This window comes from Streptomyces sp. NPDC057654, from assembly GCF_042800135.1.
In the GTDB taxonomy this organism is placed as follows: domain Bacteria; phylum Actinomycetota; class Actinomycetes; order Streptomycetales; family Streptomycetaceae; genus Streptomyces.
The window spans coordinates 1-14,095 of the sequence record NZ_JBHVHQ010000128.1 but is presented as its reverse complement, the minus strand read 5'-3'; the positions used below and the strand labels follow the sequence as shown (position 1 = coordinate 14,095).

Sequence of the window (14,095 nt, the reverse complement as noted above, 5' to 3'; positions counted from 1 at the left end):
GGGGCTGCGTGCGCCGCCAGTCGCCCTCCGGCAGATCCTGGTCGGCGTTGGCGAAGGAGCCGGTCAGGAAGCCGCGGCCGAGCGGCGAGTACGGGACGAAGGCGACGCCCAGCTCCGTGGCGGCGGGCACCGCGGTCCGCTCCACGTCGCGGCTGAAGAGCGACCACTCCGACTGGACCGCCGCGATGGGGTGCACGGCGTGCGCGGCGCGCAGTTCGGGGCCGGTCACCTCGCTGAGCCCGAGGTGCTTGACCTTGCCCGCCTTCACCAGCTCCGCCATCGCACCGACCGTCTCCTCGATCGGGACGTTCACGTCGCGGCGGTGCATGTAGTACAGGTCGATCTGCTCGACGCCGAGCCGTCCCAGGCTCGCGTCGATGGCCGCGCGGATGTATTGCGGCGAGTTGTTGATGATCCGCTTGCTCGGGTCCGCCGGGTCGGCGGCGAGCGCGAACTTCGTGGCGAGGACGACCTCGTCGCGGTGCGCCCGGATGAACGGCGAGATGAACTTCTCGTTCTCCCCGGCGCCGTACAGGTCGGCGGTGTCGTAGAGGGTGACGCCCAGTTCGAGGGCGCGCTCCAGGGCGGCGCGCGACTCGTCCCCGTCGGCCGGGCCGTACGCGTGGCTCATCCCCATGCAGCCGAGTCCCTGGACCCCGACCTGGGGGCCGTCGGCGCCGAGTGCGACGTGTGCGATCTTCTCCGTGCTCATACAGGCATCAAGCCCTTTCGGACGCCCGGCGGACGTCGGCGTAGACATCGATCTTGTAGTCGAGGACGGCCAGGGTGCTCTGGAGCTCCGCGATGCGCTTGCGTACATCCTCCCGGTGGGCGGTCAGCAGCCGCTCGCGCTCCGCGACCGTCTCCTTTCCCACCCGTACGAGCTCCGCGTAGCGGACCATGTCGGCGACCGGCATGCCGGTCAGCCGCAGCTTGCCCACCAGGTCCAGCCAGTCCAGGTCGCGGTCGTCGTAGCGGCGCTGGCCGGTGTGGGAGCGGTCGACGTTCGGCATCAGCCCGATCCGCTCGTACCAGCGCAGGGTGTGCGCGGACAGCCCGGTGTACGTGGCGACCTCGCTGATCGTGTACTCGCCCCGGCCGGTGGGCCGGGTGCGCTCCTGCACCACCAGGCACATGTCCGGCCGCGCGATCCGGGCCGCTACGGTCCCGGTGCTGGTCCCGGTTTCGGTCACTGTCATGCCACTCCCCCTTCTCCCTTGCTGCGGCTTTTCAACGCTAGAGACTTGGAGTGCACTCCAAGCAAGCGGATCCTTGACCGGATTTTGGGCGGGTTAGGCTCGTCGCCATGGAGAGCATGGCGAGCCTGAGCAAGATCGAGAACTGGCCGGTCGAGAACGCCGCTGCCGTGGTCGTACGGGCCGACGGCACGCGTGCCGGTGCGTACGGACCCACCGGACGCGGCTTCCCACTGGCCTCGGTGACCAAACCGCTCGCCGCGTACGCCGCGCTGCTCGCCGTGGAGGAGGGCGCCATCGAACTCGACGAGCCCGCCGGGCCGCCCGGCTCCACCGTCCGCCATCTGCTCGCGCACACCTCCGGGCTCGCCTTCGACGAGCATCGCACCATGTCCGGGCCGGGCACGCGGCGGCTCTACTCCAACGCCGGGTTCGAGGCGCTCGGCGACCACATCGCCAAGGTCACGGACATCGACTTCCCCGAGTACCTGCGGCAGGCGGTGCTGGAGCCGCTCGGCATGACGGCCACGTCGCTGGCCGGGGCCGGATCGCCCGCCAAGGACGGCGTCTCGACCGCCGACGACCTCGCGCGCTTCGCGGCGGAGCTCCAGGCCCCGAGGCTGCTGTCGCGGCAGACGCTGGACGAGGCGACGTCGGTGGTCTTCCCCGGGGTGAGCGGGGTGCTGCCGGGGTACGGGCATCAGCGGCCCAACGACTGGGGGCTGGGGTTCGAGATCCGCGACAGCAAGTCTCCGCACTGGACGGGGGCGTCCTCCTCACCGCGTACGTTCGGCCACTTCGGGCAGGCCGGAACGTTTCTGTGGGTGGACCCCGCGGCCGAGGCCGCTTGCGCGGTGCTGACGGACCGGGCGTTCGGGCCGTGGGCAGTGGAGGTCTGGCCTCCGCTGACCGACGCCATCCTCGCGGAGCTGGGCCAGGGTCACTGATTCGGGGCTCCGCCCCGGACCCCGGTCCTCAAACGCCGGACGGGCTGAATGGGGCTGAGCTTCGCGGAGTGTGCGGGTGTCAGCCGAACGACGGTTCCCGGTGCATCTCCCACAGGAGCAGTTCCGACCGGCCGATGGACTGGGCCTCGCCCGGCTCGTCCGGCGTGGTGTTCTCCAGCCGCGCCGCGTCGCCCTCATGGAGGATGTCGCCGCCCAGGCGCACGGCCCCGTGCACCACATGGACGTACGTCCAAGGCGCCGCGGGCATGGCCGTGCGTTCGCCGGAGGTGAGGCGGCGGACGTGGAGGACCGCTTCCGCGCGGCGCAGCGCGTACGGGGTGCCGTCGGCGATGCCGCGTACGACCTCGTAGGCGGGGTCGCCGCCGAACTCCGTCGGGGTGAGCCACATCTGCACGAACCGCAGCGGGACGCTCCCGGCGTTGCGTTCCGTGTGCCGGACCCCGGCGCCCGCGCTGAGCCGCTGGACGTCGCCGGGGCGTACGACCGAGACGTGCCCGGCGGAGTCCTCGTGGGTCAGTTCGCCCTCGACGACCCAGGTGACGATCTCCACGTCGCGGTGCGGGTGTTCGGCGAATCCGGCGCCGCCCGCGAGCCGCTCCTCGTTGCAGGCTTCGAGCAGGCCGAAGCGCACGTTGTCCGGGTCGTAGAAGCCGGAGAAGGAGAAGGCGTGCCGTGTCTCGATCCCGGCCGCCGGGTCGCCGCCCCGGTACCGCTCGTCGCCCCGCTGCACCCGCGTCATCCGGCTACGGTAGCCCGGCCGCTCCGAACGGCGCGCGAATAGGGCAGGCTTGTCCCGTGCCTGAACCCGCCGCTAATACCCCGCATCCGCACAGTGCCACCCTGCGCCGGCTGGAGAAGTCCTCCGGGAAACTCGCCGCCAACGCCATCGCCCGGATGGACGAGCAGCTGCCGTGGTACCGGGCGATGCCCCCGGAGAACCGCTCGTGGATCGGGCTGGTCGCCCAGGCCGGCATCGCGGCCTTCACCGAGTGGTTCCGGCACCCGGAGACGCCGCAGGCGATCAGCACGGACGTCTTCGGGACCGCGCCCCGCGAGCTGACCCGTGCGATCACGCTGCGCCAGACCGTGGAGATGGTCCGTACGACCATCGAGGTCATGGAGGCGGCCATCGAGGAGGTGGCGGCCCCCGGCGACGAGTCGGTGCTCCGGGAGGCGCTGCTCGTCTACGCCCGGGAGATCGCCTTCGCGACCGCGCAGGTCTACGCGCAGGCCGCGGAGGCGCGCGGCGCGTGGGACGCGCGGCTGGAGTCGCTGGTGGTCAACGCGGTGCTGTCCGGGGAGGCCGACGAGGGGGCGCTGTCGCGCGCCGCCGCGCTGGGCTGGTCCTCGCCCGAGCATGTGGCGGTCGTCCTGGGGACGGCCCCGGACGGGGACAGCGAGCTGACCGTGGAGGCGATCCGGCGCGCGGCGCGGCACGCGAAGCTCCAGGTGCTGACCGGGGTGCTGGGCAGCCGGCTGGTGGTGATCGCGGGCGGCTCGGACAATCCGCTGCACACCGCGAAGTCGCTGATCGGTCCGTTCGCGGCGGGGCCGGTGGTGGCCGGTCCGGTGGTCTCGGACCTGCTGGCCGCGAACCGGTCCGCGGCGGCGGCCACGGCGGGTCTGAAGGCGTGTGCGGCGTGGCCGGACGCGCCGCGTCCGGTACTGGCGGACGATGTCCTGCCGGAGCGCGCGATGGCCGGAGACGTGGCGGCGCGCGAGCAGCTGGTGGAGGAGATCTACAGACCGCTGGAGGAAGCGGGGTCGGCTCTTTTGGAGACGCTGAGCGTCTATCTGGAGCAGGCAAGCAGTCTGGAGGGGGCTGCGCGGATGCTTTTCGTGCACCCCAACACCGTGCGATACCGCCTCCGACGTGTGACGGACGTCACTGGATGGTCACCGTCCGATGTGCGGTCCGCGTTCACGCTGCGTATCGCCCTCATCCTGGGGCGCCTGGCCGACGCGGGGACACGGTCGTAGGCTTTTATCGGAAACCCACAATTACCCCGACGGTTCTTCGTCCCTGTCCCCACGGGTGGGCGAGGCCGTCCGCAAGAGAGAGTGTGAGGGTGCTCGTACTCGTCGCTCCCGGCCAGGGCGCTCAGTCGCCCGGCTTCCTGACCCCCTGGCTCGACCTTCCCGGCGTCACCGAACGCCTCGCGGAGTGGTCGGCCGTCGTCGACCTGGACCTCGTCCACTACGGCACCAAGGCCGACGCGGAGGAGATCCGTGACACCGCGGTGGCCCAGCCGCTGCTGGTGGCCGCCGGTCTGCTCACCGCGCGGCAGCTCTTCGCGTCCCCCGCCGACCTGGTCCGCCGGGCCGGCGCGGTGGCCGGTCACAGCGTCGGTGAGATCACCGCCGCGGCCGCCGCGGGCGTGCTGTCCGAGCAGTCCGCGATGGCGCTGGTCCGCAAGCGGGGGCTGGCGATGGCCGAGGCCGCGGCGGTCACCGAGACCGGCATGGCCGCGCTCCTCGGCGGCGAGCCGGAGGCCGTCCTGCCGCATCTGGAGAAGCTCGGGCTGACCCCGGCCAATGTGAACGGCGCGGGCCAGATCGTGGCCGCTGGCACCGCCGAGCAGCTGGCGGCGCTGGCCGAGGACAAGCCGGAGGGCACCCGCAAGGTCGTGCCGCTGAAGGTGGCCGGGGCGTTCCACACGCACCACATGGCCCCGGCGGTCGCGACGCTGGAGGCGCTCGTCCCCACGCTGGACGCGAGCGACCCGGGCACCCGCTATGTCTCCAACAAGGACGGCCAGTCCGTCGCCACCGGCGCGGAGATCCTGGAGCGGCTCGTCAACCAGGTCTCGAATCCGGTCCGTTGGGACCTGTGCATGGAGACCTTCAAGGAACTGGGCGTCACCGCGATCATCGAGCTGTGCCCGGCGGGCACCCTGGTGGGCCTCGCCAAGCGCGCCCTGCCCGGGGTCAAGACGCTCGCGCTCAAGACCCCGGACAACCTCGACGCCGCCCGCGAGCTGATCGCCGAGCACGCGCCGACCCCGGCCGAATAAGGAGCCCCGAGAGCATGACTGCGAAGATCAAGCCCAGCCAGGGTTCCCCGTACGCGCGCATCCTCGGCGTCGGCGGCTACCGCCCGACGCGGGTGGTGGGAAACGACGAGATCCTCAAGCACATCGATTCGTCCGACGAATGGATCCGTTCGCGGTCGGGCATCGCCACCCGGCACTGGGCGGGCCCGGACGAGACGGTGGCAATGATGTCGGTGGAGGCGTCCGGCAAGGCCATCGCCGACGCCGGCATCGACCCGACGCAGATCGGCGCCGTGATCGTCTCGACGGTCTCGCACTTCAAGCAGACCCCGGCCATCGCCACGGAGATCGCCGACCGGGTCGGCGCGGGCCGGCCGGCCGCGTTCGACATCTCGGCGGGCTGCGCGGGCTTCGGCTACGGGCTGACCCTCGCCAAGGGCCTGATCTCCGAGGGCAGCGCGGAGTACGTGCTGGTCATCGGCGTGGAGCGGCTCTCGGACCTGACGGATCTGGAGGACCGCGCGACGGCCTTCCTGTTCGGCGACGGCGCGGGCGCCGTGGTCGTGGGCCCCGCGAAGGAGCCGTCGATCGGCCCGACCGTCTGGGGCTCGGAGGGCGACAAGTCCGAGACCATCAAGCAGACCGTCTCCTGGGAGGAGTACCGCGGTCGCACGGATGTGACCGATGTACGCTTCCCCGCGATCACCCAGGAGGGCCAGGCCGTCTTCCGCTGGGCCGTGTTCGAGATGGCGAAGGTCGCCCAGGAGGCGCTGGACAAGGCCGGAGTGAGCGCCGACGACCTCGACGTCTTCATTCCGCACCAGGCGAACATGCGGATCATCGATTCGATGGTCAAGACTCTTAAGCTGCCGGAGAACGTCACGGTGGCCCGCGATGTCGAGACCACCGGCAACACCTCCGCCGCCTCCATTCCGCTCGCCATGGAGCGGCTGCTGGCGACGGGGCAGGCCAAGAGCGGGGACACGGCGCTCGTCATCGGCTTCGGGGCGGGTCTCGTCTACGCCGCCACTGTCGTTACCCTCCCCTAGGCAGGAACTGCGCAGCCCGGAGCCTTCCGGATGCTGCGCAGGGCATCACCACTGACCAGTCAAGACCGTAAAAAATCGAAGGAGCGCCGCAATGGCCGCCACTGAGGCAGAGATCACCGAAGGTCTCGCGGAGATCGTCAACGAGATCGCCGGTATCCCCACCGAGGACGTCAAGTCGGAGAAGTCGTTCACCGACGACCTCGACGTCGACTCGCTGTCCATGGTCGAGGTCGTCGTCGCCGCCGAAGAGCGCTTCGACGTCAAGATCCCCGACGACGACGTCAAGAACCTCAAGACGGTGGGCGACGCCGTCTCGTACATCCTCAAGCACCAGAGCTGATCCACAGCCGACGCGTTTGTCGCCACCCGGCGGTGGCGCCGTTGATTCAGTCCCCTCTACACGTGGAGAAAGAATTCCTGTGAACGCGACCAATCGCACCGTGGTCGTCACCGGTATCGGCGCAACCACACCACTGGGTGGCGACGCCGCATCGACCTGGGACGCGATGCTCGCCGGCCGGTCCGGCGTGCAGGCCCTGGAGGGCGAGCGGTGGGCCGACCTGCCGGTCCGGATCGCCGCAGGCTGCGCGGTCGAGCCCGGGGAGATCATCCCCCGGCCGCAGGCCCGCAAGCTGGACCGGTCGGCGCAGTTCGCGCTGATCGCGGCCCGCGAGGCGTGGGCGGACGCGGGGTTCACCGCCAAGGCCGGTGAGGACGCGAATGTCGATCCGCACCGGCTGGGCACGGTCATCGCCTCCGGCATCGGCGGCGTGATCACCCTTCTCGACCAGTACGACGTGCTGAAGGAGAAGGGTGTCCGCAAGGTCTCCCCGCACACCGTGCCGATGCTGATGCCGAACGGCCCGGCGGCCAACGTCGGCCTGGAGGTCGGCGCCCGTGCGGGCGTGCACACCCCGGTCAGCGCCTGTGCCTCGGGCGCGGAGGCCATCGGCTACGCCATCGAGATGATCCGCACCGGCCGCGCCGACGTGGTCGTCGCGGGCGGCACGGAGGCGGCGATCCACCCGCTGCCGATCGCCGCGTTCGGCAACATGATGGCGATGTCGAAGAGCAACGACGACCCGCAGGGCGCCTCCCGCCCGTACGACGCGGACCGCAACGGCTTCGTCCTGGGCGAGGGCTCGGGCGTCGTCGTACTGGAGTCCGCGGAGCACGCCGCGCGGCGCGGCGCGGCGGTCTACTGCGAGGCGGTCGGCCAGGGCATCTCGGCCGACAGCCACCACATCACCCAGCCGGAGCCCTCGGGCAGCGGCATCGCGCACGCGCTCCAGAACCTGATGGACTCCTCCGACATCAAGCCCGCCGAGATCGCGCACATCAACGCGCACGCGACCTCGACCCCGCTGGGCGACGTGGCGGAGATCAAGGCGCTGCGCAAGGTCTTCGGCGACGACGTGGACCACATGGCGATCTCGGCCACCAAGTCGATGACGGGTCATCTGCTGGGCGGCGCGGGCGGCATCGAGACCGTGGCCTCGGTGCTGGCGCTGAAGAACCGCGTCGCTCCGCCGACGATCAACATCACCAACCTCGACCCCGAGGCCGACGCGGACGTCGTGCGCGACGAGCCGCGGAAGCTGCCCGAGGGGCCGCTCACCGCGCTGAACAATTCGTTCGGGTTCGGCGGCCATAACGTGGTGCTGGCGCTGCGCACCGTCTGATCCCGCGGCAGCAGCCGTACGTACGAGGGCCCGCCCGGTCTCCCAAGACCGGGCGGGCCCTCGCGCGTGCGGAAGAACCGGCCGGGCGTCAGACCACCTGGTGCAGCCAGCGCACCGGGGCGCCCTCGCCCGCGTACCGGAAGGGCTCCAGTTCGTCGTCCCAGGGCTTGCCGAGGAGCTTGGCGACCTCGGCCTGGAGGTCGGTCTCGCCGCGGGCGGACCGGGCGAGGGCGGCGCGCAGCCGGTCCTCGGGGATGAGGATGTCGCCGTGGATGCCGGTGACGGCGTGGAAGATTCCGAGGTCGGGGGTGGAGCTGTAGCGCTCGCCCTCGGCGGTGGGGCAGGGTTCGGCGGTCACCTCGAAGCGCAGCAGGTGCCAGCCGCGCAGCGCGGAGGCGAGCTTGGAGGCGGTGCCCGCCTCGCCCTGCCAGGAGAATTCGGCCCGCCAGGTGCCCGGCGAGGCCGGCTGTCTGATCCAGTCGAGCGTGACGCGTACGCCGAGTACGCCCGCGACGGCCCATTCGACGTGCGGGCACAGCGCGCGTGGCGCGGAGTGCACGTACAGAACTCCACGTGTCGTCACCGGGACCTCCAGTGCGGTTCGAGGTACGCCTTCCCCAGCGGCCTCGCGCCTGTGCCGGTCCCGCCTGGGGCAGCATCGGCCATTCTGCCCCAATGATCACTCCCGCACCAGCCAACGAGGTTACCAACAGTAAACACTATTGGGAGCAATTATCCCGAAAAGGGACAGGATGTGACGTGCTGTGATCCGAACAGTACCGGAGTACGCGCCCGAACGGGGCGGAGCCCAGCTGCCACGGGAAAAACTATCGTGCGGTGACACTGCACGGGTGACGTACCGTCGGTCAAGAAGAGATATCACCCATCGGCCGGAGGGGGAACAGGGATGCGGGGCAGCACCGCACGAAGTCGCCGCGGTATCGCACGGGCCGCCGTCGCCACCCTGACGGCGGCCCTCGTCGTCGCGGGGACCGCGGGGTGCGACGAGAAGGGCTCCACCGGCGCGGGCGGCTCCAAGTCCACGCCCAAGCCGGCCCCCACCCCCGCGTGGAACACCCGCCCCGCCTCCATCGCATCCCTCGGCGACTCCATCACCCGTGGCTTCAACGCCTGTTCACCGCTGTCCGACTGCCCCGAGGCGTCCTGGGCCACCGGCACGAAGGTCGACAGCCTGGCGGGGCGGCTGCTGCCGTCCCCGGCGGCGCACAGCTGGAACTACGCGAAGACCGGCGCCCGGATGTCCGACCTTCCCGGCCAGCTGACCAAGGCCCTCCCCCATCGGCCGGAGCTGGTGACGGTGCTGATGGGGGCCAATGACGCGTGCCGCGCGGACGTCGCCGACATGACGTCCCCGGCGCAGTACCGGGCGGAGTTCGAGGTGGCGATGAAGGAACTGCGGCGCACGCTGCCCAAGACGCAGGTGTACGTGGCGAGCGTGCCGGACCTCAAAAGGCTCTGGGCCGAGGGGCGCGCGGATCCGCTCGGCAAGCAGGTCTGGAAACTGGCCCGGATCTGCCCCTCGATGCTGAAGGAGTCGGACGCCGTGGACACGGCCTCCGAGGCGCGGCGCGGCCAGGTCGAGCAGCGGGTGGCCGCGTACAACGCGGTGCTCAAGGACGTCTGCGCCAAGGACCGGCTGTGCCGCTACGACGGCGCGGTCAACGACTTCCGCTTCACCGAGGCCGAGTTGAGCCAGTGGGACTGGTTCCACCCGAGCAAGGAGGGCCAGCGGGCGCTGGCGGCGATGGCGTACCGCAAGGTCACGGAGCGGAGCCCGGCGGCGTAGAAGCGGGGCCGCTCAGGCGAACGTCACCGGGGCGCTCAGGCGGCGGTCGGCGATGCTGCGGCCCGCTTCCGCGCGGTAGGTGCCGGGGATCAGCCGCCAGGCGCCCGCGCCCTCGTCCCAGATCTCGGCGGCCCGGCGCGGCAGTTCGACGCCGACCTCGGCGCCGGCCCCCGGCTCGGCCTCCACGGCGGCGAAGCCCGCCAGGACGCGCGCCGGACGCTCGACGGCATCGCCTTCGGGGACCGCCAGATAGATCTGCACGACCTCGCGGCCGGGCCGCGCCCCGGTGTTGCGGACGCGGACGGTGACGGTGGCGCCGCGCACCTCGATGGCGTCGTACGACCAGTCGGTGTAGCCGAGCCCGTGCCCGAAGGCGTACGCGGGGTGCGCACCGGATCGCTCCCAGGCCCGATAGCCGATGAACACGCCCTCCTCGTACGGAAGTTCGCCACTCGTCGGGGTGACGCGCACGACGGGCGCGTCCGCGAGCCGGGCGGGCCAGGTGGTGGGCAGCCGCCCGCCGGGCTCCGCCGTCCCGAGGAGTACGTCCGCGAGCGCGGCCCCCGCCTCCTGGCCGGGGAACCAGCCGAGCAGCACCGCCGCGACGTCCTCGCGCCACGGCATCTCCACCGGGGAGCCGGAGTTGACGACCACGACGGTACGCGGGTTGACGGCGGCGACGCGCGCCACCAGGTCGTCCTGGTGCCCGGGCAGGGCCAGGCTGTCACGGTCGAAGCCCTCGCTCTCGACCCGCTCGGTGGTGCCGACCACGACGACCGCGGCGTCGGCTGCGGCGGCCTCGGCCACGGCCTCCTCGATCAACTCGCCCGGATCGCGGCGCGGTTCGCGGTGCATCAGGCAGCAGGCGACGGCGGCGATCGGCGCGTCCGGGGACTTCGGCACGGTGTAGGAGAGGCTGACGTCGACCGGTTCGCCCGCCGTCAGCTCGACCTTCCCGCGCTCCACGGGCGAGCCGAGCACCGCGTCGAAGAGGTCGCCGCGCGCCACGCCCTGGTCGCCGTCGAACACCGTCTCGCCGTTCACGCGCAGCGCGAAGCCGCCCACCCCCTTCGTGCCGAAGGAGTGCGGCCCGCTCTCGCGCGGGGTGAAGACTCTGGCGACCTCGACGGTGTGCAGCGCGTCGAAGGCGACGCCGTCGGGCAGGTCGCCCATCCACTGGACCTGACCGGTCGGCAGGGACCGCTCCCCCAGCACGCGCCCGTCCGCGTCGCGGCACACGGCGCGCAGCGCGAACCCCTGGTCGGCGATGGTGATCTCGTCGCCGAGCTCCGCGCCGACGGCGTAGCGCAGCGCCCCTTCGGGCAGGGCGGTGAGGAGCCCGTCGAGGGGTGAGACGACATGGTCGGGGAAGACCTGCGCCGAGCCGCCGCCGAGGACGCGGGCGTCGCGTGCGGCGGCCCCGAGGAGCGCGACGCGGCGCATTCCGGCCGGGTCCAGGGGCAGGGCGGCGACCCCGTCGCGCACCTGATTGCGGACGAGCACGAAGGACCGGCGGGCGATGTCGCGGGCGAGCGCCACGCCGTCGATCGGTGCGGGCAGGCGGTCCGGGGCGACGGCGGGCGGCGCGCCCTCCAGCGCTCCGACGCGCGCGGCGAGCAGCAGCACGCGGCGCACGGCGTCGTCGACGTCGGACTCGGCGGCCTCTCCCGCCCGTACAGCCGCGGCGAGCGCGGGCCCGTAGACGGTGCGCGGGCCGGGCATCGCCACGTCGAGGCCGCCGGCGAGGGCCCGTACGGTGTCGCGGGCGGCCAGCCAGTCGGAGACGAGGAACCCGTCGAACCCCCACTCGCCGCGCAGCACCTCCTGCTGGAGGCTGCGGTGTTCGGTCATGGTGGAGCCGTTGACGCTGTTGTAGGCGGACATGACGCCCCAGGGGCGGGCCTTGGCGACGATGGCCTCGAAGGGGGCGAGGTAGAGCTCGCGCAGGGCGCGGGCGGTGACCTTGTTGTCGACGGTGAAGCGCTCGGTCTCGGCGTCGTTGGCCACGAAGTGCTTGACGGTGGTGCCGACGCCGCCGTCCTGCACCCCGGCCACGTAACCGGCGCCGATCTCGCCCGTCAGATACGGGTCCTCGCTGTACGCCTCGAAGTGCCGGCCGCCCAGCGGCGAGCGGTGCAGGTTCACGGTGGGTGCGAGCAGGACGTGCACGCCCTTGCGGCGGGCCTCCTGGGCGAGCAGCCGGCCGGCCGTACGGGCGAGGGCCGGGTCCCAGGTCGCGGCGAGCGCCGTGGGGCTGGGCAGCGCGATCGAGGGGTCGTCGGCGCTCCAGCGGACGCCGCGGACGCCGATCGGGCCGTCGGACATCACCAGGGAGGCGAGGCCGATGGCGGGGACGGCGGGGAGCGACCACATGTCCTGGCCGGCGAGCAGCCGGGCCTTGGTGTCGAGATCGAGGCGGGCGAGCGCCCCTTCCACCAGCGTTGCCGTGTCCCGGTTCGCGTCCGCCACGGCCGTACCTCCTCATCGACGTTCATCGACGTTCATCGACACCAAAAGCCCGATTACGCGAATAGTGACACTATGACCACAGGCCCTGCCTGTAGCGCGGTAGGTGTCGTTACCTCATCGCAATACAGTTCGAAGGAGCGGCCCACGAGCCGCCGGCTGGACGGACCGCCGAAGTGAGAGGCCCGCCGGGTCACTCCGTGCTCTCGCGGCGGGAGCGCAGCCCGACCTCGGAGACCCCTTCCCAGTCCGTCAGCTCCTCCACCAGCGGATGTGCCGACCCCTTCCCCTCCAGCCGGAGCAGCACGGCCGCCTGCCCGCCGTCCTCCCCCTCCGCGGAGTCCACCTGGACGTCCGTCACCAGGAACCCCCGGCTGGTGCACAGCTCCAGCACCCGGCCCAGCAGCCCGCTGCGCGTCCGGTAGGAGAGCCGCAGCTCGACCTGTTCCACGGCCGGCATCGACGCCAGCCGCCGCGTCACCATCGGGAAGCCGCGCACCACGATGAAGTGCACCAGCGTCGCGGCGAGCCCGAGCAGCGGCAGCCCGCCGCCGCACGCCATGCCCACGGCACAGGTCAGCCAGATCGTCGCGGCCGTGGTCAGGCCGCGCACGGCGTCGCGCCGCACGAAGATCAGGCCGCCGCCGATGAAGCCGATGCCGGAGACGACCTGCGCGGCCACCCGGGAGGGGTCCAGCGCCACGCCGTCGAGCCCGATCATCGACCCGAAGCCGTGTATCGACACCTCCATGAAGAGGGCGCTGCCCACCCCGACGAGGGTGTGGGTGCGCAACCCCGCGCTCTTCTGCCGTACCTCCCGCTCCAGCCCGATCAGGGAGGAGAGCAGGAGCGCGATCCCCAGCTCCGCGAACTGCCGGGCTCCTTGACCGGTGCTCGAAAACAGGGGGGCGGCGAAGGTGTACGGGGCGGAGGTGAGCTGGGCGAAGGACATCCCCCTATTGTCGCCCCGCGCGAAACCGGGGCGGAACGCCACACTCCGGACGCTGCGTCAACTCACGGGGCGCGGGGCGGGATCGCCGGCGTCATCGGCGTCGTTCGTGCGGTCGTCTCCGTCATCGGCAGCGTCTCCGTCATCGGCAGCGTCATCGTCGTCCGCCGTCGCCTCGCCCGTGAGGTCCCGTACGAGCATGGTCGCGCCCGCGACGGCGCCCGGCATCACGAAGACGGCGACCACCGGGATGAGGAAGAGGAGGGTCAGCGGCACGCCGAAGCCCCAGGCGAGCAGTTTGCGGCCGCGCAGCAGCCGCAGCCGGTCCGGCAGCGCCACGCCGCGCCGCTGGAGCGCGACGGCCGTCAGCTCCTCGGTGAGGAAGAAGCCCGAGACGCAGAAGCCGATGGCCGGGATCAGGGTCTGACCGATGACGGGGACGAAACCGAGCGCGAAGAGGAGGACGCCCCAGCAGGCGGCGCGGGCCAGCACGCGGACGCACTCCACGGTGCCGATCCACAGCTCGCGCCAGAGCGACAGCCCCGACTCGTGCGCCGTGCCGCCCTCGTCGAGGTCGGCCTTCTCGGAGATCACCTCGTAGAACGGCTCGCCGACCAGGAGGGCGACGGCGGTGAAGGAGAGGAGGGCGAGGAGCAGGCCGCCGCCGAAGAACAGCGCGGCGAGCAGGCCGCGGAAGAGGCCGAGCCAGGGCGAGGGCCAGCCGTCGGCGAACGGGGTCGCCCAGCCGATGACGTCGCCGGCCCAGAAGCCGAGCGCGACGACGGCGGCCGCGTATCCGACGAGGGTGATCAGCGCGGGCAGCATCCCGAGCGCCCAGAGCCGCCGGTGCCCCGCCATCCACCGCTGCCCCTTGATGAGATAGCCCGCCCCCGCCACAAGATCTCGCATGGCGGGCAAGCGTAGCCGCAGGCCGGGACGGCTCCGTACGGGCGGCAGCACGCGGTCGGTCCGTACGGGCGTACGT

Annotated in this window: 14 protein-coding genes; 7 read left to right on the top strand and 7 right to left on the bottom strand. The window is 71.9% G+C overall.

Annotated elements, in window-relative coordinates; all coding sequences use genetic code 11:
- Together ACFU99_RS13155 and ACFU99_RS13150 are read right to left on the bottom strand one after the other, a co-directional pair.
- Positions 1 to 712 (bottom strand): aldo/keto reductase (locus ACFU99_RS13155; RefSeq protein ID WP_384390142.1); only part of this gene is annotated, 712 nt, incomplete at its 3' end.
- A gap of 7 nt (positions 713 to 719) precedes the next feature.
- Positions 720 to 1,199 carry a MerR family transcriptional regulator gene (locus ACFU99_RS13150; protein ID WP_384390140.1) on the bottom strand — a complete coding sequence of 160 codons (480 nt, stop codon included), beginning with the start codon at positions 1,197 to 1,199 and terminating at the stop codon, positions 720 to 722.
- Positions 1,200 to 1,315: 116 nt separating this feature from the next.
- On the opposite strand from ACFU99_RS13150, the gene ACFU99_RS13145 reads away from it, so the two are divergent.
- The gene (locus ACFU99_RS13145; RefSeq protein ID WP_384390148.1) at positions 1,316 to 2,143 is read left to right on the top strand and encodes a serine hydrolase domain-containing protein; all 828 of its coding nucleotides are present in this window, start codon (positions 1,316 to 1,318) and stop codon (positions 2,141 to 2,143) included.
- A gap of 79 nt (positions 2,144 to 2,222) precedes the next feature.
- Here ACFU99_RS13145 and ACFU99_RS13140 read toward each other — a convergent pair whose 3' ends face one another.
- Complete coding sequence (locus ACFU99_RS13140; protein WP_384390137.1) at positions 2,223 to 2,903, bottom strand: pirin family protein; 681 nt, start codon at positions 2,901 to 2,903, stop codon at positions 2,223 to 2,225.
- Between the two features lie 56 nt (positions 2,904 to 2,959).
- Here ACFU99_RS13140 and ACFU99_RS13135 point away from each other — a divergent pair, with 56 nt between their 5' ends.
- From ACFU99_RS13135 to fabF, 5 genes are all read left to right on the top strand, one after another.
- The gene (locus tag ACFU99_RS13135) at positions 2,960 to 4,144 is read left to right on the top strand and encodes a PucR family transcriptional regulator (RefSeq protein ID WP_384390134.1); all 1,185 of its coding nucleotides are present in this window, start codon (positions 2,960 to 2,962) and stop codon (positions 4,142 to 4,144) included.
- An 89-nt stretch (positions 4,145 to 4,233) separates the two neighbouring features.
- Positions 4,234 to 5,178: an ACP S-malonyltransferase gene (locus ACFU99_RS13130; protein WP_384390131.1), complete on the top strand. Its 945-nt coding sequence runs from the start codon at positions 4,234 to 4,236 to the stop codon at positions 5,176 to 5,178.
- Between the two features lie 14 nt (positions 5,179 to 5,192).
- Positions 5,193 to 6,206 carry a ketoacyl-ACP synthase III gene (locus ACFU99_RS13125; protein WP_384390129.1) on the top strand — a complete coding sequence of 338 codons (1,014 nt, stop codon included), beginning with the start codon at positions 5,193 to 5,195 and terminating at the stop codon, positions 6,204 to 6,206.
- 91 nt (positions 6,207 to 6,297) lie between these two features.
- Positions 6,298 to 6,546 carry an acyl carrier protein gene (locus ACFU99_RS13120; RefSeq protein ID WP_384390126.1) on the top strand — a complete coding sequence of 83 codons (249 nt, stop codon included), beginning with the start codon at positions 6,298 to 6,300 and terminating at the stop codon, positions 6,544 to 6,546.
- 79 nt (positions 6,547 to 6,625) lie between these two features.
- Positions 6,626 to 7,888 (top strand): beta-ketoacyl-ACP synthase II, encoded by a 1,263-nt coding sequence (gene fabF, locus ACFU99_RS13115; protein WP_384390123.1) that lies wholly within the window; start codon positions 6,626 to 6,628, stop codon positions 7,886 to 7,888.
- An 88-nt stretch (positions 7,889 to 7,976) separates the two neighbouring features.
- Here the strand turns inward: fabF and ACFU99_RS13110 are convergent, their stop codons facing one another.
- Entirely contained in the window at positions 7,977 to 8,471 is a 495-nt protein-coding gene (locus tag ACFU99_RS13110; protein WP_363229598.1) for a DUF3145 domain-containing protein, read from the bottom strand.
- A gap of 324 nt (positions 8,472 to 8,795) precedes the next feature.
- Between ACFU99_RS13110 and ACFU99_RS13105 the strand changes: the two genes are divergently transcribed.
- Positions 8,796 to 9,695 carry an SGNH/GDSL hydrolase family protein gene (locus tag ACFU99_RS13105; protein WP_384390120.1) on the top strand — a complete coding sequence of 300 codons (900 nt, stop codon included), beginning with the start codon at positions 8,796 to 8,798 and terminating at the stop codon, positions 9,693 to 9,695.
- Positions 9,696 to 9,707: 12 nt separating this feature from the next.
- On the opposite strand, the gene ACFU99_RS13100 is transcribed toward ACFU99_RS13105, so the two are convergent.
- From ACFU99_RS13100 to ACFU99_RS13090, 3 genes are all read right to left on the bottom strand, one after another.
- On the bottom strand, positions 9,708 to 12,164 hold the full coding sequence (locus ACFU99_RS13100) for a glycoside hydrolase family 3 protein (protein WP_384390118.1): 2,457 nt from the start codon (positions 12,162 to 12,164) through the stop codon (positions 9,708 to 9,710).
- Positions 12,165 to 12,354: 190 nt separating this feature from the next.
- Complete coding sequence (locus tag ACFU99_RS13095) at positions 12,355 to 13,113, bottom strand: MgtC/SapB family protein (RefSeq protein ID WP_384390115.1); 759 nt, start codon at positions 13,111 to 13,113, stop codon at positions 12,355 to 12,357.
- A 57-nt stretch (positions 13,114 to 13,170) separates the two neighbouring features.
- The gene (locus tag ACFU99_RS13090; RefSeq protein WP_384390145.1) at positions 13,171 to 14,019 is read right to left on the bottom strand and encodes an EI24 domain-containing protein; all 849 of its coding nucleotides are present in this window, start codon (positions 14,017 to 14,019) and stop codon (positions 13,171 to 13,173) included.
- Positions 14,020 to 14,095 lie beyond the last annotated feature (76 nt).